This window comes from Streptomyces sp. NPDC047315, assembly GCF_040643215.1.
GTDB lineage: Bacteria > Actinomycetota > Actinomycetes > Streptomycetales > Streptomycetaceae > Streptomyces.
This window is the reverse complement of the sequence record NZ_JBEYTZ010000008.1, coordinates 17,020-38,871: the sequence shown is the minus strand read 5'-3', so window position 1 is coordinate 38,871 and position 21,852 is coordinate 17,020. Positions and strand designations below refer to the sequence as shown.

The 21,852-nt window shown below is 72.7% G+C and carries 21 protein-coding genes; 4 read left to right on the top strand and 17 right to left on the bottom strand.

What is annotated here, in order from left to right:
- Positions 1 to 273 precede the first annotated feature (273 nt).
- Both ABZ842_RS10985 and ABZ842_RS10980 read left to right on the top strand, forming a co-directional pair.
- Complete coding sequence (locus ABZ842_RS10985) at positions 274 to 1,062, top strand: hypothetical protein (protein WP_361535279.1); 789 nt, start codon at positions 274 to 276, stop codon at positions 1,060 to 1,062.
- 158 nt (positions 1,063 to 1,220) lie between these two features.
- Positions 1,221 to 1,523, top strand: coding sequence for a hypothetical protein (locus ABZ842_RS10980; RefSeq protein ID WP_361535276.1), 303 nt, complete (start codon positions 1,221 to 1,223; stop codon positions 1,521 to 1,523).
- Between the two features lie 87 nt (positions 1,524 to 1,610).
- On the opposite strand, the gene der is transcribed toward ABZ842_RS10980, so the two are convergent.
- The 4 genes from der to ABZ842_RS10960 form a co-directional block, all read right to left on the bottom strand.
- The gene (der, locus tag ABZ842_RS10975; RefSeq protein ID WP_361535273.1) at positions 1,611 to 3,059 is read right to left on the bottom strand and encodes a ribosome biogenesis GTPase Der; all 1,449 of its coding nucleotides are present in this window, start codon (positions 3,057 to 3,059) and stop codon (positions 1,611 to 1,613) included.
- A gap of 56 nt (positions 3,060 to 3,115) precedes the next feature.
- On the bottom strand, positions 3,116 to 3,709 hold the full coding sequence (locus ABZ842_RS10970) for a lysophospholipid acyltransferase family protein (RefSeq protein WP_361535914.1): 594 nt from the start codon (positions 3,707 to 3,709) through the stop codon (positions 3,116 to 3,118).
- Between the two features lie 101 nt (positions 3,710 to 3,810).
- Positions 3,811 to 4,500: a (d)CMP kinase gene (cmk, locus tag ABZ842_RS10965; protein ID WP_361535270.1), complete on the bottom strand. Its 690-nt coding sequence runs from the start codon at positions 4,498 to 4,500 to the stop codon at positions 3,811 to 3,813.
- 162 nt (positions 4,501 to 4,662) lie between these two features.
- A complete protein-coding gene (locus ABZ842_RS10960) occupies positions 4,663 to 5,748 on the bottom strand; it encodes a prephenate dehydrogenase (protein WP_361535267.1) in 1,086 nt (361 codons plus the stop codon).
- Between the two features lie 229 nt (positions 5,749 to 5,977).
- Between ABZ842_RS10960 and ABZ842_RS10955 the strand changes: the two genes are divergently transcribed.
- Complete coding sequence (locus tag ABZ842_RS10955; protein WP_361535264.1) at positions 5,978 to 6,415, top strand: Rieske (2Fe-2S) protein; 438 nt, start codon at positions 5,978 to 5,980, stop codon at positions 6,413 to 6,415.
- 29 nt (positions 6,416 to 6,444) lie between these two features.
- Positions 6,445 to 7,179, top strand: coding sequence for a nucleotidyltransferase domain-containing protein (locus ABZ842_RS10950; protein WP_361535261.1), 735 nt, complete (start codon positions 6,445 to 6,447; stop codon positions 7,177 to 7,179).
- On the opposite strand, the gene ABZ842_RS10945 is transcribed toward ABZ842_RS10950, so the two are convergent.
- The 13 genes from ABZ842_RS10945 to ABZ842_RS10885 form a co-directional block, all read right to left on the bottom strand.
- Positions 7,126 to 7,884: a nucleotidyltransferase domain-containing protein gene (locus ABZ842_RS10945; RefSeq protein WP_361535258.1), complete on the bottom strand. Its 759-nt coding sequence runs from the start codon at positions 7,882 to 7,884 to the stop codon at positions 7,126 to 7,128. The genes ABZ842_RS10950 and ABZ842_RS10945 overlap by 54 nt on opposite strands.
- A gap of 22 nt (positions 7,885 to 7,906) precedes the next feature.
- Entirely contained in the window at positions 7,907 to 8,941 is a 1,035-nt protein-coding gene (locus ABZ842_RS10940; protein WP_361535255.1) for an ADP-ribosylglycohydrolase family protein, read from the bottom strand.
- Entirely contained in the window at positions 8,938 to 9,711 is a 774-nt protein-coding gene (locus tag ABZ842_RS10935; RefSeq protein WP_361535252.1) for an NUDIX domain-containing protein, read from the bottom strand. Before ABZ842_RS10935 ends, ABZ842_RS10940 begins: the two co-directional genes overlap by 4 nt.
- Before the next feature lie 84 nt (positions 9,712 to 9,795).
- Positions 9,796 to 10,446, bottom strand: a complete 651-nt coding sequence (gene pnuC, locus ABZ842_RS10930; RefSeq protein WP_361535249.1) for a nicotinamide riboside transporter PnuC — start codon at positions 10,444 to 10,446, stop codon at positions 9,796 to 9,798.
- Positions 10,447 to 10,590: 144 nt separating this feature from the next.
- Entirely contained in the window at positions 10,591 to 11,721 is a 1,131-nt protein-coding gene (locus ABZ842_RS10925) for a pseudouridine synthase (RefSeq protein ID WP_361535246.1), read from the bottom strand.
- Positions 11,721 to 12,326 carry an SMC-Scp complex subunit ScpB gene (scpB, locus tag ABZ842_RS10920; RefSeq protein ID WP_361535912.1) on the bottom strand — a complete coding sequence of 202 codons (606 nt, stop codon included), beginning with the start codon at positions 12,324 to 12,326 and terminating at the stop codon, positions 11,721 to 11,723. The genes ABZ842_RS10925 and scpB overlap by 1 nt, the downstream gene beginning before the upstream one ends.
- Positions 12,327 to 12,352: 26 nt before the next feature.
- A complete protein-coding gene (locus ABZ842_RS10915; RefSeq protein ID WP_361535243.1) occupies positions 12,353 to 13,399 on the bottom strand; it encodes a segregation/condensation protein A in 1,047 nt (348 codons plus the stop codon).
- Positions 13,400 to 13,444: 45 nt separating this feature from the next.
- Positions 13,445 to 14,029 carry a hypothetical protein gene (locus tag ABZ842_RS10910; RefSeq protein WP_361535240.1) on the bottom strand — a complete coding sequence of 195 codons (585 nt, stop codon included), beginning with the start codon at positions 14,027 to 14,029 and terminating at the stop codon, positions 13,445 to 13,447.
- Positions 14,014 to 15,057, bottom strand: a complete 1,044-nt coding sequence (locus tag ABZ842_RS10905) for a ParA family protein (RefSeq protein ID WP_361535910.1) — start codon at positions 15,055 to 15,057, stop codon at positions 14,014 to 14,016. Before ABZ842_RS10905 ends, ABZ842_RS10910 begins: the two co-directional genes overlap by 16 nt.
- Positions 15,058 to 15,624: 567 nt before the next feature.
- Complete coding sequence (gene ald, locus ABZ842_RS10900; RefSeq protein WP_361535908.1) at positions 15,625 to 16,740, bottom strand: alanine dehydrogenase; 1,116 nt, start codon at positions 16,738 to 16,740, stop codon at positions 15,625 to 15,627.
- 145 nt (positions 16,741 to 16,885) lie between these two features.
- Positions 16,886 to 19,075, bottom strand: a complete 2,190-nt coding sequence (locus tag ABZ842_RS10895; RefSeq protein ID WP_361535906.1) for a tetratricopeptide repeat protein — start codon at positions 19,073 to 19,075, stop codon at positions 16,886 to 16,888.
- Between the two features lie 232 nt (positions 19,076 to 19,307).
- Positions 19,308 to 19,967 carry an NUDIX hydrolase gene (locus tag ABZ842_RS10890; protein ID WP_361535237.1) on the bottom strand — a complete coding sequence of 220 codons (660 nt, stop codon included), beginning with the start codon at positions 19,965 to 19,967 and terminating at the stop codon, positions 19,308 to 19,310.
- Positions 19,968 to 20,046: 79 nt separating this feature from the next.
- Entirely contained in the window at positions 20,047 to 21,696 is a 1,650-nt protein-coding gene (locus ABZ842_RS10885; protein ID WP_361535904.1) for a CTP synthase, read from the bottom strand.
- Positions 21,697 to 21,852 lie beyond the last annotated feature (156 nt).

The window sequence follows — 21,852 nt, the reverse complement described above, 5'->3', positions numbered from 1 at the left end:
CATTCAGCAATCTTGACGTCCTGTTGACGCCCTTAAGTGCGGATATCTCGGACAGTCGGTTGCGGTCAAACGTGAGGTGGTTCACCCCACCAGAACCCTTGCGTCCGCCATGAGTTGACCTGGAGTGATCGATTCCGCCGGCGATGTCACCGTGCGCACATGACGGCTCGATTCCGCACTCCCGGGCGCGTGACTCCTGCCACAGATCACCCGTTGAACCCTTTATGAGCCGGGAACCGCCCGGCGCACCGTTCAAGTCCCGAGGAGCCACCCGTGCCCCCCATGCTCGACGTCAGCGAGGACGTACGCGCCGAGATCGGCGACGAAGAAGCCGATCGGCTGCTCGCCGGCGACTCCGCCCCGGGCAGCTACGACTGCACTTCCTGCCGCACCCCGGGCGACCCCGAGCAAGAGCGCACCAGCACCGTGCTGTTCGTCGGCGAGGAGACCGCCGTACTCGCCTTCGCGCACGCCAGCTGCATCCCGTCCCAGGTCGTCCAGCTCGCCGAGGACCAGCTCCAAGGCGCCGTGCGGTCCATCACCAACGCGGCCGGCCCGGCGCCCGCCGCGCCGGACCCCGCGTCCCTCGACGCCGCGCCGAACCAGGCGGTCCTCGGCGTCACCAGCGGGCTGATCCTGGTCAACGGCGATCTGCACCCCGCGCTGGTCGTGGAGCCGACCGCCCCCATCGCCCGCCCCGGCACCACCGGTGGCGACGGCGACGAGTTCCTGCCGCTGCTGATGGAGCAGGGCTTCGCCCCGATCCACGACGTGAACCGGCCGCCGGCCGCCCTCCAGGGCTGGTCCGTGCTGCTCGCCATGGGCAAGCTGCACGCCATCTTGCAGGCCGGCGGCGTCGCCTGGTGGCAGGCCCACCAGGCGCTCCAGGTCACCGAGGGCTGGCGGACGGCGGCGAACAAGTCGCAGACGGTGCTGGTGTTCGCGGCGCCCGTGGGCGCCATCGGCCAGCAGCCGCGCGAGGACCTGCTGCGCGACGCGCTGGAGAAGGCGGCGGCCCGCGGCCTCCTGGTCGCCGCCGCGATGCCGCTCGCCGGCACCTGAGCACCGCTCGCCGGCACCTGAACCCCGCCGGCGGACCGGGGCGAAGCACCGGGTGCCCGTTGTGTTCCCACTACACCCGATGTGCCCGGTGCACCCGGTCGGAGGGGAATGTGACGGGTTGTGAGTGACGGGCCGGGGTCGTGGGTCGTTGCAGGAGTGTGCAGACTTACGATCCCATCCGCCAGCCGTACCCGAGCCACATCCCCGCGATGCGCCCCACGCACGAGGGATCGGCAGGTCAATCGCTGACCCCCATCTTCGACGCGCTCTACCTGGAGTACCGGCGGTCGTTCCGGGCCCTGCCCGGGGACCGGACCGGCGAGGAGAACCTCGTCTTCCACGGCTTCGCCGGCCACCCGGGCAGCCGCCTCGCCGTCCACCCCCCGTACGGGGCGACGGCCTGGCAGCCGTACCCGGTCCGCCAGCACCCGGCGCTGCCGCCGGCACCCGGGGGGCGCTGAGGAGACCGTCACGGCGCCACCGCAACGCCGAGGGCGCTGTCCGGGAGAGTCCCGGGCAGCGCCCTCGTCCGTGTGCCCGCGCGGGGGCTACTTCTTACGGCCGCGCTTCTCCCGCACGCGCACCGAGATGTGCAGCGGGGTGCCCTCGAAGCCGAACTCCTCGCGCAGCCGTCGCTCCACGAAGCGGCGGTAGCCGTGCTCCAGGAAGCCGGAGGCGAACAGCACGAACCGCGGCGGCTTGGTGCCCGCCTGCGTCCCGAAGAGGATCCTCGGCTGCTTGCCGCCGCGGATCGGGTGCGGGTGGGAGGCGACGATCTCGCCGAGGAAGGCGTTCAGCCGGCCGGTGGGGACGCGGGTCTCCCACCCGGCGAGCGCGGTCTCGATCGCCGGGACCAGCTTCTCCATGTGACGGCCGGTGCGGGCGGAGACGTTCACCCGGGGCGCCCAGGCGATCTGCGCCAGCTCCGTCTCGATCTCCCGCTCCAGGTAGTAGCGGCGCTCCTCGTCGAGGGTGTCCCACTTGTTGTACGCGATCACCATCGCGCGGCCCGCCTCCACGGCCATGGTGATGATCCGCTGGTCCTGGACGCTGATGGAGTCGCTGGCGTCGATCAGGACGACCGCGACCTCCGCCTTCTCGACGGCGGCGGCGGTGCGCAGCGAGGCGTAGTAGTCCGCGCCCTCCTGGAGGTGGACCCGGCGGCGGATGCCGGCCGTGTCGATGAACTTCCAGGTCACGCCGCCCAGCTCGATCAGCTCGTCGACGGGGTCGCGGGTGGTGCCGGCGATCTCGTTGACGACGACGCGCTCTTCGTTGGCGACCTTGTTCAGCAGGGACGACTTGCCGACGTTCGGACGGCCGATCAGGGCGATGCGGCGGGGGCCGCCGACCGCGTTGCCGAAGGTCTGGGCGGGGGCTTCGGGCAGCGCTTCGAGGACGGCGTCGAGCATGTCGCCGGTGCCGCGGCCGTGCAGCGCGGAGACCGGGTGCGGCTCGCCGAGGCCCAGCGCCCACAGGGCGGTGGCGTCCGACTCGCCGCTGGGGCCGTCGACCTTGTTGGCGCAGAGCACCACGGGCTTGCCGGCCCGGCGCAGCAGCTTGACGACGGCCTCGTCGGTGTCGGTCGCGCCGACGGTGGCGTCGACGACGAAGACGACCGCGTCCGCGGCCTCGATGGCGTACTCGGCCTGGGCGGCGACGGAGGCGTCGATGCCGAGGACGTCCTGCTCCCAGCCGCCGGTGTCGACGACCTTGAAGCGGCGGCCGGCCCATTCGGCCTCGTAGGTGACGCGGTCGCGGGTGACGCCCGGCCGGTCCTCGACGACGGCCTCGCGGCGGCCGATGATGCGGTTCACCAGAGTCGACTTGCCGACATTGGGGCGGCCGACGACGGCGAGGACGGGCAGCGGGCCGTGACCGGCCTCGTCGATGGCGTCCTCCACCTCCTCGGCGTCGAAGCCCTCCACCGCGGCGAGCTCCATGAACTCCGCGTACTCGGCGTCGCCGAGTGCTCCGTGGTCGTGCTGGTCGTTCATGAAGTCCGTTTCCTCGTGTCTGGCCGGATCACGGTCGCGTGATCCGCTCTCAAGTCTTACCCGGCGCGGCCGGTCAGGCGCCTGGCGTTTTCCAGGTGGGCGGTCAGCCGGTCCTGGATGCGTACGGTGGCCTCGTCCAGCGCCGTGCGGGTGCGGCGGCCGGAGCCGTCGCCCGCTTCGAAGGCGTCGCCGAAGACGACGTCCACCCGGCCGCGCAGCGGCGGCAGTGCCGTGATCAACCGTCCGGAGCGCTCGGCGCTTCCCAGGATCGCCACAGGGACGACGGGGGCGCCCGAGCGGACGGCGAAGTACGCGAGCCCGGCGCGCAGCGCGGAGAAGTCGCCCTCGCCGCGGGTGCCCTCGGGGAAGATGCCGAGGACGCCGCCGCGCGCCAGGACGCCGAGCGCGCCGGTCACGGCGGTGCGGTCGGTGCCGCTGCGGTCCACCTCAAGCTGCCCGATGCCGCGCAGGAAGGGGCCGAGGGGACCGACGAACGCCTCCTTCTTGATCAGGAAGTGCACCGGTCGGGGCGCCGTGCCCATGAGCATCGGGCCGTCGACGGCGTGCGAGTGGTTCACCGCGAGGATCACCGGGCCGGCGGACGGGACCCGCCAGCCGCCCAGCACCCGCGGGCTCCACAAACCGTTCATCAGGCCGATGCCGATGCCCCGGCCGACCGCGGCGCCGTTCGCGGAGGGCAGGCCCGCGGCCGACGAGTCCTTCGCAGCCTTCGGGGAGGCGGTGGACGCGGTCACCGAAGGGCCGTCCGACGCTGCTCGACGAGTTCGGTGACCCGTGCCACGACCTGCGTCAGCGTGAGCTCGGTGGTGTCGACCTCGACCGCGTCGTCCGCCTTGGCGAGCGGGGACGTCTTGCGGCTGGAGTCGGCCGCGTCCCGCTTGATCAGGGCCTCCCGGGTGGCCGCCAGGTCGGCGCCGGCGAGTTCGGCGGTGCGGCGGGCGGCCCGGGCCTCCGGGGAGGCGGTCAGGAAGACCTTCAGATGGGCGTCCGGCAGGACGGTGGTGCCGATGTCCCGGCCCTCGACGACGATGCCGCCCCGGGCCTCGGCGGCGATGGAGCGCTGGAGCGCGGTGATCCGGGAGCGCACCTCGGGGACCGCGCTGACCGCGCTGACCTTCGCGGAGACCTCCTGGGTGCGGATGGGGGCGGAGACGTCCTCGCCGTCGACCGCGATCGTCGGGGCGGCCGGGTCGGTGCCGGAGACGATGACGGGCTTGCCCGCGGCGGTGGCGATGGCGGCGGGGTCGGCGGTGTCGACGCCGTTCGCGATCATCCACCAGGTGATCGCCCGGTACTGCGCCCCGGTGTCCAGGTAGCGCAGCCCGAGGGCCGCTGCCACGGCCTTGGACGTGCTCGACTTGCCCGTGCCGGCGGGGCCGTCGATGGCAACGATCACGGCGGATTCCACGGTGTCGGACACCTTTCCTTCAGTGGTGGGAGGCGGGCACAACCGTCGGTGCGTTCGCGACGGGCTCGCCGATGGGCTCTTCGAAGGCCCCGAACAAGGTTACCGACTGCCGGGACCTGTGCGGGACCCGGTGAGCGGCCCGGTCAGTACGGGCCCGGGCCGGGTCCGTACCGACTACTGGCGGATCGACCAGCCCCGCTCGCGCAGGGCCGCGGTGAGCACCGGCACCGCGGACGGCTCCACCATCAGCTGGACGAGGCCCGCCTGCTGCCCGGTGGCGTGCTCGATGCGCACGTCCTCCACGTTCACGCCCGCCCGCTCGGCGTCCGCGAAGATCCGCGCCAGCTCGCCGGGCCGGTCGCCGATGAGCACCGCGACGACCTCGTACGCCGCAGGTCCCGCGCCGTGCTTGCCGGGCACCCGGGAACGTCCCTCGTTGCCGCGCCGCAGTACGTCCTCCACGCCCGCGACGCCGTCCCTGCGCTGGTCGGCGTCGGCGGACTGCAGCGCCCGCAGCGCCCGTACGGTCTCGTCGAGGTCGGCGGCGAGCCCGGCGAGGACGTCGGCGACCGGCCCGGGGTTGGCGGAGAGGATGTCCACCCACATCCGGGGGTCGGACGCGGCGATCCGCGTCACGTCGCGGATGCCCTGCCCGCACAGGCGCACGGCGGTCTCGTCCGCCTCCCGCAGCCGGGCCGCGACCATGGAGGAGACCAGCTGGGGGGTGTGCGAGACCAGGGCGACGGCCCGGTCGTGGGAGTCGGCGTCCATGACGACGGGCACGGCGCGGCAGAGCGCGACGAGCTCCAGCGCGAGGTTCAGCACCTCGGTGTCGGTGTCCGGGGTGGGGGTGAGCACCCAGGGCCGCCCCTCGAAGAGGTCGGCGGTCGCGGCGAGCGGCCCGGAGCGCTCCTTGCCGGACATGGGGTGCGTGCCGATGTACGCGGACAGGTCCACGGCCGCCGCCTCCAGCTCGCGCCGGGGCACGCCCTTGACGCTGGCGACGTCGAGGTAGCCGCGGGCGAGCCCGGCCCGCATGGCGTCGATCAGCGCGGACGCCACGTGCGCGGGCGGCACGGCGACGATCGCGAGGTCCACCGGCCCGTCGGGCGGCTCCTCGGTGCCGGCGCCGAGGGCGGCGGCGGTGCGGACCCGCTCGGGGTCGTGGTCGACCAGGTGCACGACGATGCCGCGGCCGGCGAGGGCGAGCGCGGCGGAGGTCCCGATCAGGCCGGTTCCGATGACGAGGGCGGTTCTCACTGGGCGATGTCCTTGCGCGGGGCGACGGCTCGCGGCGCGGCGGCGCCGGGGTGGTGGTGAGGGCCAGGGTATGCGCTGGACGGGCCACCGGCGGGCCGTCGGCGGCCCGCCGGTGGCCCGTCAGAGGGGGCGCGCCCGCCCATGGGTGTTCCTGCGGACACCGAGCGTGACGCCGGTGCGAAGATGCACGCCCCGCAGGTACGCACGGAGCGAGTGAGGGAGAGCGGCCATGGACGCGCGACGACGGACGGTCCTTGGGGTGGGCGTCACCGGGGCGGCGGGGTTGGCCGCCGGGTGCGGTGGGGGCGGCGGCTCCTCCGAGCAGACGGGCACCCCGTCGCCCGCAGCCACCACGGCCACCGGCACCGCCACCGCCGGCGGGAAGCAGCTGGCGACGAAGGCGGACGTCCCGGTCGGCGGCGGCAAGGTGTTCCAGAGCGAGAAGGTCGTGGTGGTGCAGCCGACGGCCGGGGAGTTCAAGGCGTACTCCGCGGTCTGCACCCACGAGGGGTGTCTCGTCGCCAAGGTGGCCAACGGCACGATCGACTGCCCCTGTCACGGCAGCGAGTTCCACGTCGCGGACGGCACGGTGGCCCGGGGCCCGGCCAGCCGCCCCCTGCCGCCGCAGCAGATCAGCGTCACTGGCGAAGCGATCCTGCTGCCCTGACGCACTGCCGGGGCACGTAGCGTGGGGCCATGCGCTCCGGCCCCGCCCCCGAAGACCTCGTAAGCGACCACACGGTGTACTCCTGCGTCATGGGTTCGCGCGCCTTCGGACTGGCGACCGAGGACAGCGACACGGACCTGCGCGGGGTCTTCCTCGCGCCCACCGCGCTCTTCTGGCGCTTCGAGAAGCCGCCGACGCACGTGGACGGCCCGCTGCCCGAGCAGTTCTCCTGGGAGCTGGAACGGTTCTGCGAGTTGGCGCTGCGCGCCAATCCGAACGTCCTGGAGTGTCTGCACTCCCCGCTCGTCGAGCACGTCGACGACACCGGCCGCGAGCTGCTCGCGCTGCGCGACGCGTTCTTGTCCCGCGAGGTCCTGCGGACCTTCGTGGGGTACGCGGAGGGCCAGGCCAAGAAGCTGGCCGCGGACCGCCGGGTGCAGCGCCCGCCGCGCGGCAAGCCGGTGATGCACCTGCTGCGCCTGCTGCTGAGCTGCCGCGACCTGCTGCGTACGGGCGAACTCGTCCTCGACGTCGGCGACGCCCGGGAAAGCTTGCTCGCGGTCCGCCGGGGCGAGGTCCCCTGGGAGCGGGCGGAGCCCTGGATGGCCCGGCTCGTCGAGGAGGCCACCACTGCGGCCGAACGCAGTCCCCTCCCACCGGGCCCGGACCGCGCCCGGGTGGAGGACTTCCTCGTCCGGACGCGCCGCGCGTCAGCGCGCCAACCTGACCCGTACGACGAAGTCCCCCAGCGCCTCGCGCACTGACGGCGCCGTGGGCAGCGCGCTGTCCGAGCGGGCCTGCTCCAGCACCGCGTGCAACGTCTCGACCTGGGCGGCGACCGCCGCCCGGTCGACGCCCGCCGCCGCGGCCGGGCCGTGCTCGGCGGCCTCCTTGGCCGCTATCAGCTCCCGCAGGCGGCCGGGGGCCTCGCCCACCTCGTCCAGCAGCACCGGCAGGGACGCCTGCACCTCGCCGCTGCGCATCAGGTGGATGCCGGTGAGCAGGGTGCGGAAGGTGTACAACAGCGGCTTCAGCTCCCCCGACTTCTCGAAGAGCCGCCACTGGGTGGTGGCGAAGCCCCGGTAGTGGTGGGCGTGGTTGCTGGTGACGACGCCGGGCGCGAGGGCGACCAGCTCGGCGTGCGCCGCGCAGGTGTGGACGACGAGCGGGGACAGCAGTTGCTCCAGCACGTAGCCGTTGGGGCGCAGCAGCAGGGTGACGAACTTCCGCAGGTCGTGGGTGACCAGGTCCATCTCGACGCCGTCGCGGTCCCAGGTGCGCGAGCGGGTCTCGTCGGGCGCGCCGAGCCCGATGAGCTGCTCCACCGGCAGCAGGTGCACCCCGCGCAGGTCCACGTCCGAGTCGCGGGACGGGAAGCCGTACAGGTGCGCGCCGGAGACGGTGGCGAAGAGCAGGGGGTCGGGCTGTTCGGCGACGACGGTGCCGAGATCCAGGTGCAGGGGGTTCACCGCACCAGGATCTCAGGGCCGGTCAGGAGTCCCAGAGCGCCCCCAGGGACACCAGGTCGCTGCCGTACTCGATGGTGTCCGCCCAGTGGCGGGGCCAGGCCGTGGCGCCGAGGTGGGCGCCGGCGAAGGCTCCGGCGAGGGCGGCGATGGAGTCCGAGTCGCCGCGGGTGCAGGCGGCGCGGCGCAGGGCGGTGAGCGGGTCGGTGGGGAAGAGCAGGAAGCACTGGAGCGCGGTGGCCAGCGCTTCCTCGGCGATCCAGCCGTCTCCGGTGGTCAGGCAGGGGTCGTGTTCCGGGTTCGCGGTGGGCAGGGCGGTCGCGAGCCGGTCCAGGGCTGCCAGGCACTCCTCCCAGCCGCGGGCGATGAAGTCGTGGGGCGAGGCGTCGTGGGAGTGGGTCCACAGGTCGCCGAGCCAGCGCTCCAGGTAGCGGTAGCGGTTCTCGTACGCGTACGAGCGCAACACGCCGACCAGGCCGAGGGGTTCGGCGCCGCGGGCCAGCAGGTGGACGGCGCGGGCGGTCAGGTCGGCAGCGGCCAGCGCGGTGGGGTGGCCGTGGGTGAGCGCGGCCTGGAGTTGGGCCGCGCCGGCGCGCTGTTCGTCGCTCAGGCCGGGGACGAGGCCGACGGGGGCGACGCGCATGTTCGCCCCGCAGCCCTTGGAACCGATGATGCTGGCCCGCTGCCAGGGCAGCCGCTCGTCTTCGAGGGCCTCGCAGGCGTCCAGGCAGGTGCGGCCGGGGGCGCGGTTGTTCTGCGGGTCTCGGTACCAGGCGGTGAACTCGGCCCGCAGCGGGCCGACGAGCCGGTCCGGGGAGAGCGGTCCGCTGTCCATGGCGGTGCGCACGGCGCGGCCGACGGCCAGCGTCATCTGGGTGTCGTCGGTGACGAACGCCGGCTGGGGCAGGCCCATGTCGCGCCAGGGTCCGAACTTGGCGAGGATCTGCGGTACGTCGTTGAACTCGGTCGGGAAGCCCAGGGCGTCACCGAGGGCGAGGCCGATCAGCGCGCCGGTGGCGGCCTGTCGGGTGGTGGCGCGGGGCGTGTCGAGGGTGCTCATGGCTGCCGTCCTTCCGGGCGCAGGAGTGGTGGGTGCAGGGCGGACGCGGTGCCCGCCCGGTACAGCGCGGCCGGTTTGCCCCGGCCTCCGGTGCGTCGCGGCGGTCGGTCGACCGGCTCGACGAAGCCGGGGGTGGCGAGCACCTTCCGTCTGAAGTTGGGCCGGTCGAGGGCGACGCCCCAGACGGTCTCGTAGATCTGTTGGAGCTCGCCGAGGGTGAACTCCGGCGGGCAGAAGCTGGTGGCGAGGCAGGTGTACTCGAACTTGGCGCAGATGCGGTCGTGGGCGTCGGTGAGGATGCGGTCGTGGTCGAAGGCGAGCGCGGAGACGTCCGCGAGGGCCGTCCAGCGGGCCGCGGCGGCGTCCCCTCCGCCGCGCGGCTCGGGCAGGTCGGGCAGGAGGGCCGCGTACGCGACGGAGACGACGCGCATCCTCGGGTCGCGGTCCGGGTCGCTGTAGGTCCGCAGCTGTTCGAGGTGGAGGTCGCGGACGGTGTGCGGGGACAGTCCCGTCTCCTCGGCGAGTTCCCGCCGCGCCGCCCCGCCCGCCGACTCGTCGGGCCGTATGAACCCGCCCGGCAGGGCCCAGGCGCCCCGGTACGGCGCTTCGCCGCGCTCGACGAGGAGCACGTTGAGCCGGGCCGAGCGGACGGTGAAGACGGCGAGGTCGACGGTGACGGCGAAGGGCGGGAAGGCGCGCGGGTCGTACTCCGGCAGGTCGTCAGGGGCCGGGGCCGGTTGCGCGGCGGACGGGGAAGCGCGGCGGGGCATGCGTGGTGCTCCTGGAGTCGAACGGGGGCGGACGGGTGGGGTGGTGCAGGTGGTGGTGGTTGCCTAAGCGGCTCGGGTCCGGTGTCACGGAGTCGCCCCCGCGGGCCGGGCGTCCGCGGCGAGGTCGCGCGACCAGTTCCGCAGCCCGATCACGCAGAGCGTCAGGAACCCGATGTACAGCAGCGAGGTCAGGTACAGGTCCTTGTGCACGTACAGCGGTATGTAGATGAGGTCGGCGGCTATCCACAACCACCAGGCCTCCAGCCGCTTGCGGCTCTGTCCGAAGGTCGCCAGCAGGGACAGCACCGCGGTGACCGCGTCCCAGAAGGGGACGGTGGAGTCGGTGGCGTGGTCCAGGAGCAGGGTGAGCCCGGTGGTGCCGAGCACGACCGTGGCCAGCCACCCGATCCACTCGGTGCGGCCGGTGCGGCGCACCGGGAGCTTGTCGGTGCCGGGGCCGCCCCCGCGCAGCCAGGTCCACCAGCCGAAGCAGGCGAGCGAGATGCCGACGACCTGGATGCCGGCGTCCGCGTACAGCCCCGCCTGGCCGAACAGCACGATGAAGAAGAGGCCGTTGGCGATGCTGACGGGCCAGTTGGCGATGTGTTGACGGGTCGTGAGCCAGACGGTCAGGGCGCCGCTGCCGAATCCCAGCACCTCGGTCCAACTGACCGGGGTGTCGAGGAGTGTGAACAACGGCCGCTGTAAGAAGTCCAGGACTTCCGTGAAACTCAAACCCAGCCCCCCTTAATAGTCACCATGACTATAAAGAATGGCGGTGTGCGGCACAAGGCGAAAAGAAGACCCGCGGCGCCGTGCGCCGCGGGTCTCGGGTGTTCTGGGGTGCCCCCTGGTGCGCCGGGGGCGTTCGGCTTCGGACTAGAGTCCGACCTCGCCCATCAACATGCCGACCTCGGTGTTCGTCAGCCGGCGCAGCCAGCCGGACTTCTGGTCGCCGAGGGCGATGGGGCCGAAGGCCGTGCGGACCAGCTTGTCCACCGGGAAGCCCGCCTCGGCGAGCATTCGGCGCACGATGTGCTTGCGCCCCTCGTGCAGGGTGACCTCGACGAGGTAGTTCTTCCCGGTGTTCTCCACGACCCGGAAGTGGTCGGCGCGGGCGTAGCCGTCCTCCAGCCGGATGCCGTCCTTCAGCCGCTTGCCCAGCTCGCGCGGGAGCGGCCCCTGGATCGCGGCGAGGTAGGTCTTCTTCACCCCGTAACGGGGGTGGGTGAGGCGGTGGGCGAGCTCGCCGTGGTTCGTGAGCAGGATGATGCCCTCGGTCTCGGTGTCCAGCCGACCGACGTGGAACAGCCGCGTCTCGCGGTTGGTCACGTAGTCCCCCAGGCACTGGCGGCCGTCCGGGTCCTCCATGGTGGAGACGACGCCGGCCGGCTTGTTCAGGGCGAAGAAGAGGTACGACTGGGTGGCGACGGTCAGCCCGTCGACCTTGATCTCGTCCTTCTCCGGGTCGACGCGCAGGCCCTGCTCGGTGACGATCTCGCCGTTGACCTCCACCCGCGCCTGGTCGATCAGCTCCTCGCAGGCGCGCCGGGAGCCCATGCCGGCCCTGGCGAGCACCTTCTGCAGGCGCTCCCCCTCCTGCTCGGCGCCGGGGAAGGTCTTGGCCGTCTTGATCTGCGGCTTGTTCGCGTAACGCTCGCGGTTGCGCTCCTCGACGCGGGCGTCGTACTCGCGGGAGCGCGCGGGGGCGGAGCGCCCGCCGCGGCCCGCCGTGGACTTCCCGGCGCCGCCCGGCTTCGGCGACTGCTTCGGCCCGCCCTTGGCGCCGCCGCGGGCCGCGGAGCCGCGGCCCTTCTTCGGACCGCCGCCCGAGCCGGCACCGCCGCCGGAAGCAGGGCCGGAACCGGAACCGCCGACGTCGTAGCGGCGCTCTTCGGGACGGGGCTTGCCCGCGCGCTTCTGCCTGTCGTCGCGGTTGTTGCCCGCGCCGCGGTAGTTCCCGCGCCCGCCGCTCTTACCGTCGCTGCTGTTCCTGCCGCTGCTTCGCATCAAGTTTCCGTCGTCTTGTCATCTGCGTCTGGGTCCGGAGCGTCCGGATCGAACGACGGGACGCCTTCCTGCGTCTCGGCCTCGATCGCCTCGGCCTCGGGGAGGAAGGGCGCCAGCTCCGGCAGCTCGTCCAGGCCCCGCAGGCCCATCCGCTCCAGGAAGTAGTTCGTCGTCCTGTACAGGATCGCACCTGTTTCGGGTTCCGCGCCCGCCTCCTCGACCAGACCCCGCTGGAGCAGGGTCCGCATCACGCCGTCGCAGTTCACCCCGCGCACCGCGGAGACCCGGGAACGGCTGACGGGCTGACGGTAGGCGACCACCGCCAGGGTCTCCAGCGCGGCCTGGGTGAGCCGGGCCTGCTGGCCGTCGAGGACGAAGCGCTCCACGGCGGCGGAGTGCTCGGGGCGGGTGTAGTACCGCCAGCCGCCGGCGACCAGGCGCAGCTCGAAGCCGCGGCCCTGGACGGCGTACTCGTCGGCGAGCTCCCGCAGGGCGTCGGCGACGGCGCGGCGGGGCCGCTGGAGCACCTTGGCCAGGTGCTCCTCGGTCGCCGGCTCGTCGACGACCATCAAGACGGCCTCCAGGGCGGGCTTCAGCTCGCCCACGGGCTGCGCTGCCGGCTGGGGGGTGCTCACGCCGTGACCTCCGTCGTCGTCTCTCGCCCGGCGCGCGCCCCCGCCTTGGGGGGTACGGCATCGGGTGGCCGGTCGAACTCGTCGGTGACGCGCCCCGCCGCCTCCCCGCCGGTCCACCGCACCAGCAGCTCGCCGAGCGCGGTCTCCTGGTCGAGGGCCACGGCCTTGTCCCGGTACAGCTCCAGCAGCGCCAGGAAGCGGGCCACGACGGTCAGGGTGTCCGGGGCGTCCCGGGTCAGCTCGCCGAAGCTCGCCCGCCCCCGCTCGCGCAGCAGCGCCACCACGACCTCGGCCTGCTCCCGCACGCTGACCAGGGGCGCGTGGATGTGGTCCACGTACACCTGCGGCTTCGCCTTGGGCTGCATCGCCTTCACCGCGAGCTTCGCGAACCCCTCCGCGCCGATGCTGATGACCACCTCGGGCAGCAGCTCGGCGTGGTGGTCCTCCAGGCCGACGGTGCGCGGGAAGCGGCGGCCCTCCGCGTCCAGCCGCCCCTCGAAGATGTCCGCGATCTGCTTGTACGCGCGGTACTGGAGCAGCCGGGCGAACAGCAGGTCCCGGGCCTCCAGCAGCGCCAGGTCCGCCTCGTCCTCGACCTCGGCCGTGGGCAGCAGCCGGGCGGCCTTGAGGTCCAGCAGGGTCGCCGCGACCACCAGGAACTCGGTCGTCTGGTCGAGGTCCCAGTCGTCGCCCATGGCCCTGATGTACGCCATGAACTCGTCCGTGACCTTGGAGAGCGCGACCTCGGTCACATCCAGCTTGTGCTTGGAGATCAGCTGGAGCAGCAGGTCGAAGGGGCCCTCGAAGTTCACCAGCCGTACGGTGAACCGGCCGTCCGGCGGGGCGCCCGCGTCGGACGCGTCGCCGCTCGACTCGGGCTGTTCCGCCTCCGCGCGCCCGGGCTCGGACTCGGACTCGGACTGCTCCGGTTCCGGCTCCGGCTGCTCCGGCTCACGCTCTGGCTGCTCGGGCTCCGGGGGCGTGCCCGGCCCCCGCCCCAGCGGACGGCGGGACGGGCGGTGCGACGGGTCGGGCGTGGGCATGGGCGGATCCAGGGGCAGCACGGCGGGGCAGCGCGCAGGCTACCCTCAGCGGCCCCGCAGTCGACGGACGAGGATGCTCGCGTCGCCGCGTTGTTCGAGGTCGGCCAGGACCACGGCTACGGCCTCCCGGACGATGCGCCCGCGGTCCACGGCGAGTCCGTGCTCACCGCGCAGCACCAGCCGGGCGTGCTCCAGGTCCATCAGTTCCTCGGCGGACACGTAGACCGTGATCTTCTCGTCGTGCCGCTCACGGCCGCTGGGCCGGCGGTTCGTACGGCCCCGGGCGCGCCGCCCGCCGGCGCCCGCGCCCGCAGGAGCGTCCTGGACGGCCTGGGAGCGGCGGGCCTTGCCCGAAACGCCCGGGACCGGCGTCGCGGGCTCCTCGGCCCTGCTGCGGCCCTCCGTGGCGCCTTCCGCCTCGGTCGGCGCGTGCTCGTGCGAGGGAGCGGGCGCGGAACGCGGCGCGGGCTCCCCGTCGGCGCCGCGTTCGGTGGGGTCGCTCTCCCCCGCCGGCGCCGGCACCCGCGGCTCGCCGTTCGCCCCGCGCCGCGGCGAGGACGGCTGCAGCGCCATCCCCCCGGTCGTACGGAACAGTTCGTCGGCTCCGGGCAGACTCACTCGGCGTGACACCGGGCGAGCACCTCCCTGGCGAGCTGGCGGTACGCGGCGGCGCCGACCGAGTTGGACGCGTAGGTGGTGATCGGCTCGCCGGCGACCGTGGTCTCCGGGAAGCGGACCGTCCGCCCGATGACCGTGTGGTACACGTGGTCGTCGAACGCCTCGACCACCCGCGCCAGCACCTCGCGGCTGTGCACGGTGCGCGAGTCGTACATCGTGGCGAGGATGCCGTCCAGCTCCAGCTCGGGGTTGAGCCGCTCCTGGACCTTCTCGATCGTCTCGGTGAGCAGCGCCACCCCGCGCAGCGCGAAGAACTCGCACTCCAGCGGAACGATCACCTTGTGCGCCGCGGTCAGCGCGTTGACCGTGAGCAGGCCGAGCGAGGGCTGGCAGTCGATGACGATGTAGTCGTAGTCGGACATCAGCGGCTTCAACGCCCGCTGCAGCGTGGACTCGCGGGCGACCTCGCTCACCAACTGCACTTCGGCGGCCGAGAGGTCGATGTTGCTCGGCAGCAGGTCCATGTTGGGAACGGCGGTCTTCAGCAGCACCTCGTCCGCCGACATGCCCCGCTCCATGAGCAGGTTGTAGACGGTGAGGTCCAGCTCCATCGGGTTCACGCCGAGGCCGACCGACAGGGCGCCCTGCGGATCGAAGTCGACGAGCAGGACGCGCCGTCCGTACTCGGCGAGCGCGGCACCCAGGTTGATGGTCGACGTCGTCTTGCCGACGCCGCCCTTCTGGTTGCACATCGCGATGATCTTCGCGGGGCCGTGGTCGGTCAGCGGGCCCGGGATCGGGAAGTACGGCAGGGGTCGTCCTGTGGGGCCGATGCGCTCGCGGCGCTGGCGCGCCGCGTCGGGCGCGAGGGTGGCCGCGTATTCGGGGTCGGGCTCGTATTCGGCGTCGGGGTCGTAGAAGTGCCCCTCGGGGAGTTCCTCGTAGGCGGCGAAGTGGGTGGACTCTCGGCCACTCTCGTTGCCGGCCGTGGCGTTCACGTGTAGGCCGTCCATCATCTTCATCGTGTGGGCTGTCGTCATGTGCGTGGTGGGCACGGCGTCCTGGCGCGTGGATGCGGTCCGCACGGCGACGGCACCGACAGTTCCGGCGAATCCCTTGGATCCCCTGGAGTCGACGGGCGCACGCCCGGACGTCGGGCCCGGACCCATGGCAGCCGTCCTCGTGTGACCACCCCCGGAAGTAAATGTCGACTCATTCACAAGTCGTCTTACCTCCTTGGACCATGACCAGGACTTTATCGATAGGTCAGCGTGGCACCATGCCGACGGTTGGCGACTCTATGGCGTGTCACCGCTCCGCAGCAACACAATCCACCGGACCCGACCTGATGTGTCGGCAACGGAACACCCTCCTGTCAAGGGCGCACGACCGACTTGGTGTGACTCGGCCCACGGGTCCAAGGTGTGCACATCGGCGCAAAGGCGGTGTTCGTGGCGAGTTGAACGATCCGGCGCGACCGCGTGCGCCCGCACACACGTCCGGCCGGACCTTGCAGGGGCAAGATCCGGCCAGACGTGGGGTGTTGACGGCGTCCGTTGACCGTCCGAAGCGGATCGGTCGACGGGGCGGTCGAATCGGCCGAACCGTCAGCCGATGAGCGCGGACAGCTCGACGTGCGGCAGGCCGTGGGCCTCGGCGACCGGGCCGTAGACGACCTGGCCGTCATGGGTGTTGAGGCCGAGGGCGAGAGCCGCGTCACGGCGCAGCGCCTCGACCCAGCCGCGGTTGGCCAGCTCGACGATGTACGGCAGCGTCGCGTTGGTCAGGGCGTACGTGGAGGTGTTCGGCACCGCGCCCGGCATGTTGGCGACGCAGTAGAAGACCGACTCGTGGACCGTGAAGGTCGGGTCGGCGTGGGTGGTCGGGTGGGAGTCCTCGAAGCAGCCGCCCTGGTCGATCGCGATGTCGACAAGGACACTTCCGGGCTTCATCTTGGCGACGAGCTCGTTGCTGACCAGCTTCGGCGCCTTGGCGCCGGGGATGAGGACCGCGCCGATGACGAGGTCGGCCTCGACGACGGCCTTCTCCAGCTCGTAGGCGTTGGAGACGATCGTCTGCACCTTGGTGCCGAAGACCTTGTCGGCCTCCCGCAGCTTGTTGATGTCCTTGTCGAGCAGGGTGACGTGGAAGCCCATGCCGACGGCGATCTGCGTGGCGTTCCAGCCGGAGACGCCGCCGCCGATGACGACCGCCCGGCCGGCGGCGGTGCCCGGGACGCCGCCCGGCAGCACGCCGCGGCCACCGGCCGAGCGCATCAGGTGGTACGCACCGACCTGCGGCGCCAGCCGGCCCGCCACCTCGGACATCGGGGCGAGCAGCGGAAGCTGGCGGTTCGCCGTCTCCACCGTCTCGTAGGCGATCGCGGTGGTGCCGGACTCCAGCAGGGCGTCGGTGCACTCGCGCGAGGCGGCCAGGTGCAGGTAGGTGAAGAGGATCTGGTCCTTGCGCAGCCGGTGGTACTCCTCGGCAACCGGCTCCTTGACCTTCAGCAGCAGGTCGGCGGTGGCCCAGACCTCGTCGGCGGTGGGCAGGATCCGGGCGCCGGCGCCGGCGAACTCCTCGTCCGTGATCGAGGAGCCCACGCCGGCGTTCTGCTCTATGAACACCTCGTGGCCCTGGCGCACCAGCTCATGCACGCCGGCGGGGGTGATGGCCACCCGGAACTCGTTGTTCTTGACCTCGCGGGGGATGCCGACCTTCACGTCGATCACGGTCCTTGGCTCAGGGGGTAGGGGCAATTCCATATAACCCGTACACACAAGGCACACGGGTACACACCGCGAGATAACGCGATGGAGCCAGTTTAATGAAGGACTTCCTGCTGTCTAGCCTTGCAAACCAATATTTCTATCGAGCACCACTGCGGATTTCGTAGGCAGACCCCTCGGCTGCCCTTGCGGTCGAGGTGGTGTCGCCCGCCGTGGCGGCCCCCTTGGCCTGCGCCTCGCCCGGGGCGGAGGCGGCACCCGCCGAGCCTTCCGCGGCGTCCGCGCCCCCGGCGGGACCCGGGCCCTGCGCCCCGTCCGCCTCCCCGTCCGCGCCCGCGGCCTCCTCCGCCGCGAGCAGGCGTTCGGCCCCGGACCGGTGCAGCCGGGCCGCCGCGGGGTCGCCCAGCCGGTCGAGGGTGTCGGCCAGCCTCAACAGCAGCGCAGCCTGGAGCCGGGCGTCACCGGCCTGCCGCGCCCACTCCACCGCTTCGCGGCAGGTGTGCAACGACTCCTCGGGCCGCCCCGCGTACTCCTGCACCCGGGCCGCCTCGCTGAGCGCCCGCGCCTGGGACGGGACGTCGCCCACCTTGCGGTAGCCGGCGACCGCCGCCCGCCAGCAGCGCAGCGCCTCGCCGTAGCGTCCGGCGTACGTGTGGACCGTGCCCAGCCGCCCGTAGAGCCGCGCCTCGTCGGCGCGCTCCTGCCGCGTCTGGCGCTGGGCGAGGGCCCGGCCGTACCAGTCGGCGGCCCGCTGCCAGTCCCCGAGCTCTTGGTACGCGCCGCCTACGGATTCCATCGCACGGCAGGTGGCGTACGGGTCGCGGGCGGCCCGCCCCGCGTCCAGCGCGGCCCGGTAGCGGGCCAGCGCGTCTTCCGTACGGCCGGTCTGCGCGTCCAGGTCGGCGAGGTTCAGCAGGGCCGCGGCGATCTCCCGGTGCAGGCCGCGGCGCTCGGCGACGTCGAGGACGAGTTGGTGCAGCCCGTACAGCTCGGGGGCGGCGGCCTCGGTTCCGCGGTGCGCCGCCAGCGCCCGTACCAACGCGGCCACCAGCCGTCTCGCCAGGGTGTCCAACTCGCCGTCCTCGACCGCGACCCGCGCGGCGGCCAGCAGCGCTGGCTGCCGCGCCCGCAGCCAGCCGGCGGCGGTCTCAGCGTCCGGGAAGCGCAGGCTGCTCGGCAGCGCGCCCACCGCCTCGCGGGCGGGCGATCCCTCGGGCTCGGTGACCGCACGGCAGGACTGGAGCCGGCGCACCGAGCGCTCCAGCATCCGGGCCCGGGCGAGCTGCACCTCGGACGGCTTGTCATGGGCGTCGATCAGGGACTTCATCAGCGGGACCAGGACACCCGGCACCCGGTGGCCCTCGCCGCCGTCGTCCGCGTCGGGGTGCAGCAGGCCCAGGCCGACGAAGCCGGCGAGCGCCGCGCGCGCGTCGTCGAGCGAGCTGCCGCCGAGCGCGGACGCGGTGTGCGCGTCGACGAGTCCGGCCGGGGCGAGCGCGAGCAGCCGCAGCATGCGCGCGGCCGGCTGCGGCAAGGACTCGTACACCAGGCGGAAGGCGCGGGCGACCGGCCGCAGCGCCTTCGGCACCTCCTCGTCGTCGGGCAGCGCCCGCAGCCGCTTCGTCGCGTCCGCCACCGACGCCTTGGGGCGGGCGGCGAGCCAACCGCCGATCATGACCAGGGCGGCGGGCTGCCCCGCGCACTCCTCGGCGACGGATTCCGCGGCCTGCGGGTCGACCGTGATGCGGACGGACCCGGTGTGGGTGGCCAGCAGCTCGATCGCCGCCTTGGGGTCCATGCCGCCGAGCGTGCAGGGCCGTACGTCGGGGATGCCGGTGAGCGGACCGCCGGAGACCGCCACCAGCAGACAGCCGGGGTCCTCCGGCAGCAGCTCGTCGACCTGCTCGGCGTCGGCGGCGTCGTCGAGCAGCAGCAGGACCCGCCGACCGACCAGCGCCTCGCGCACCGACTGCGACAGCTCGTCCGCGTCCGCGCCCGGCGGGGCGGCGACCCCCAGGGCGTCGAGCAGCGCACGGGCGGTGTCCTCGGTGGGCACCCGCCGGCCGTCCGGCTCGGTCAGCCGGGCGCGCAGCACGCCGCCGGAGTAGCGGTCGACGAGCGCGGTGACGAGCCGTTCGGCCAGCGCGCTGCGCCCGGAACCCGGACGTCCGGCGATCAGCAGGACCCGGGCCCGGGGCGCCTTGCGGCCCGCGATGGTGTCCAGCCCCGCCCGTTCCACGTCGGCCAGCAGGGAGCCCAACTCCCTTTGCCTACCGAAGAACTGACTCCGTGACACACCGGGCGCGGCAGTCCGGCCGCTCCGGTTCACCGCCTGATCCGTCGCCTGATCCGTCACGGGCCACGCTCCCGTCCAGTCCGTGCACGAGCCGAGCCCGCCGGGAATCCGCACGGGCGTTCCGAGCGTAGTTCACTCTCTGCAACGGATCGTGCGGAGCAGGCCCGACGAATCATCCGATCGGATCAATAACATCTACAGATCATCGGACTGGATGGGCCGAACGGGGCGCGGGGGTGAGGGCGCGTCAGACGGAGCAGGGACGTCAGACGGTGAAGGGGCGGGCCGGCCACGGCGCCTCGGCCGGGCGCAGCGCGTCGAACCCGTCGCCGGCGCGCGCGGCAGCCGCCGCCAGGGCCCCCACCACCAGGCAGTTGTTGTGCAGCTCCCCCGCGAGCACGCCGCGCACCAGGTCCTGGAGCGGCACCCGCGCCAGCTCCATGTCGGCCTCCTCCTCCGACACGGCGTACCGCTGCCCCTCGGCGACCGACAGATCGCGGGCGAGGAAGATCCGTACGGCCTCGTCGCAGCCGCCGGGCGTGGTGTAGACGTCCACCAGGACGCGCCAGTCCTCGGCCTTGACGTGCGCCTCCTCGTACAGCTCGCGCTGCGCCGCGTGCAGGGGGTTCTCCCCCGGCACGTCCAGCAGTCCGGCCGGGATCTCCCACAGCCGCTGCCGCACGGGGTGGCGGTACTGGCGCAGCACGACGACCCGGTCCTGGTCGTCGAGGGCGAGGACGGCGACCGAGCCGGGGTGGACCTGGTAGTCCCGCCGGACGACCGAGCCGTCGGGCATGACCACGTCGTCGGTGCGCACGCTGGTCTTGTTGCCCTCGAAGGGGGTCACGGTCGCCGTGACGCGCCACTCCTCCGGCACGTCCACGATGGCCCCGGCCCCTGGCCCCGCCCCGGTCGTCTCGTTCATGAGTCGGTCCTCCCACATGCTCGATCGGGGTACGCGCCTTCAGCGACGCGTACCCCGATCCACCGTATCGCCTTGATCGTCAGGCGTCGGCCTGGCGCTGGACGGCCGCCTTCACCAGCCCTGCGAAGAGCGGGTGCGGGCGGGTCGGCCGGGAGCGCAGCTCCGGGTGGGCCTGGGTGGCGACCAGGTAGGGGTGCACCTCGCGGGGGTACTCGACGTACTCGACGAGCTTGTTGTCCGGGCTGGTCCCGGAGAAGACGATGCCCGCCTTCTTCTCCAGCTCCGCGCGGTACGCGTTGTTCACCTCGTAGCGGTGGCGGTGGCGCTCCTCCACGTACGGCTGGTCGTCGTACACCTCGCGGACGATCGAGCCCTCGGCGAGCTTCGCCGGGTAGAGCCCGAGGCGCATGGTGCCGCCGAGGTCGCCCGCGCCCTCCACGTACGCCAGCTGCTCCTCCATGGTGGAGATCACCGGGTGGGAGGTGGCGGGGTCGAACTCGGTGGAGTTCGCGTCCGTGATCGCGGCGAGGTTGCGCGCCGCCTCGATCACGATGCACTGCAGGCCCAGGCAGAGGCCGAGCAGCGGGATCTTGTTCTCCCGGGCGTACTGGATCGCGCCGACCTTGCCGCTCACGCCGCGGTCGCCGAAGCCGCCGGGGATGCAGACCGCGTCCACGTCGCCGAGCTGCTTGGCGGCGCCGGCCGGGGTCTTGCACTCGTCCGAGGTGACCCACTTGACCTTGACGCGCGCCCGGTTGGCGAAGCCGCCGGCGCGCAGCGCCTCGGTCACCGACAGATAGGCGTCGGGCAGGTCGATGTACTTGCCCACGAGCGCGACCGTGACCTCGTGCGCGGGGTTGTGGACCCGGTCCAGCAGGTCCTCCCAGGTCGTCCAGTCCACGTCACGGAAGGGCAGGTCCAGCTTGCGCACCACGTAGGCGTCGAGGCCCTCGGTGTGCAGCACCTTGGGGATGTCGTAGATCGACTTGGCGTCGATGGCGGCGACCACGGCCGCCTCGTCGACGTCGCACATCAGCGAGATCTTGCGCTTGATGGCGGTCGGCACCTCGCGGTCGGCGCGCAGCACGATCGCGTCGGGCTGGATGCCGATGTTGCGCAGCGCGGCCACCGAGTGCTGGGTGGGCTTGGTCTTCAGCTCGCCGGACGGGCCGATGTACGGCAGCAGGGAGATGTGCACGACGAAGACGTTGTCGCGGCCGACCTCGTGGCGGACCTGGCGCACGGTCTCCAGGAACGGCAGCGACTCGATGTCGCCGACCGTGCCGCCGACCTCGGTGATGACGACGTCGACGTCGTCGGTCGCCATCCGCCGGATGCGGCTCTTGATCTCGTTGGTGATGTGCGGGATGACCTGCACGGTGTCGCCCAGGTACTCGCCGCGCCGCTCCTTGGCGATCACCTGGGAGTACACCTGCCCGGTGGTGACGTTCGCCGAGCCGTCGAGGTCGACGTCGAGGAAGCGCTCGTAGTGGCCGATGTCCAGGTCGGTCTCGGCGCCGTCGTTGGTGACGAACACCTCGCCGTGCTGGAACGGGTTCATGGTGCCGGGGTCGACGTTCAGGTACGGGTCGAGCTTCTGCATCGTCACCCGCAGGCCCCTGGCCTTGAGCAGCGCACCCAGGCTGGAGGCCGTGAGGCCCTTGCCGAGGGAGGAGGCGACACCCCCGGTGACGAAGATGTGCTTGGTCGTCATGGTGTTGGGCGGCATCGCCAAGTTGGGGCTCCCGTGGTCGCGAGGTGAGGTGCGTACCGGCGGCCCGCACCGAAACCGGCTCGGGGTCGGGGGGTGCCGTCGCTGCGGTTTCGGGGCTGAGTCTCCCGAGGGTTCTCCCTCGGGCAGGCCACCGGTCCACGGGGTACCAGG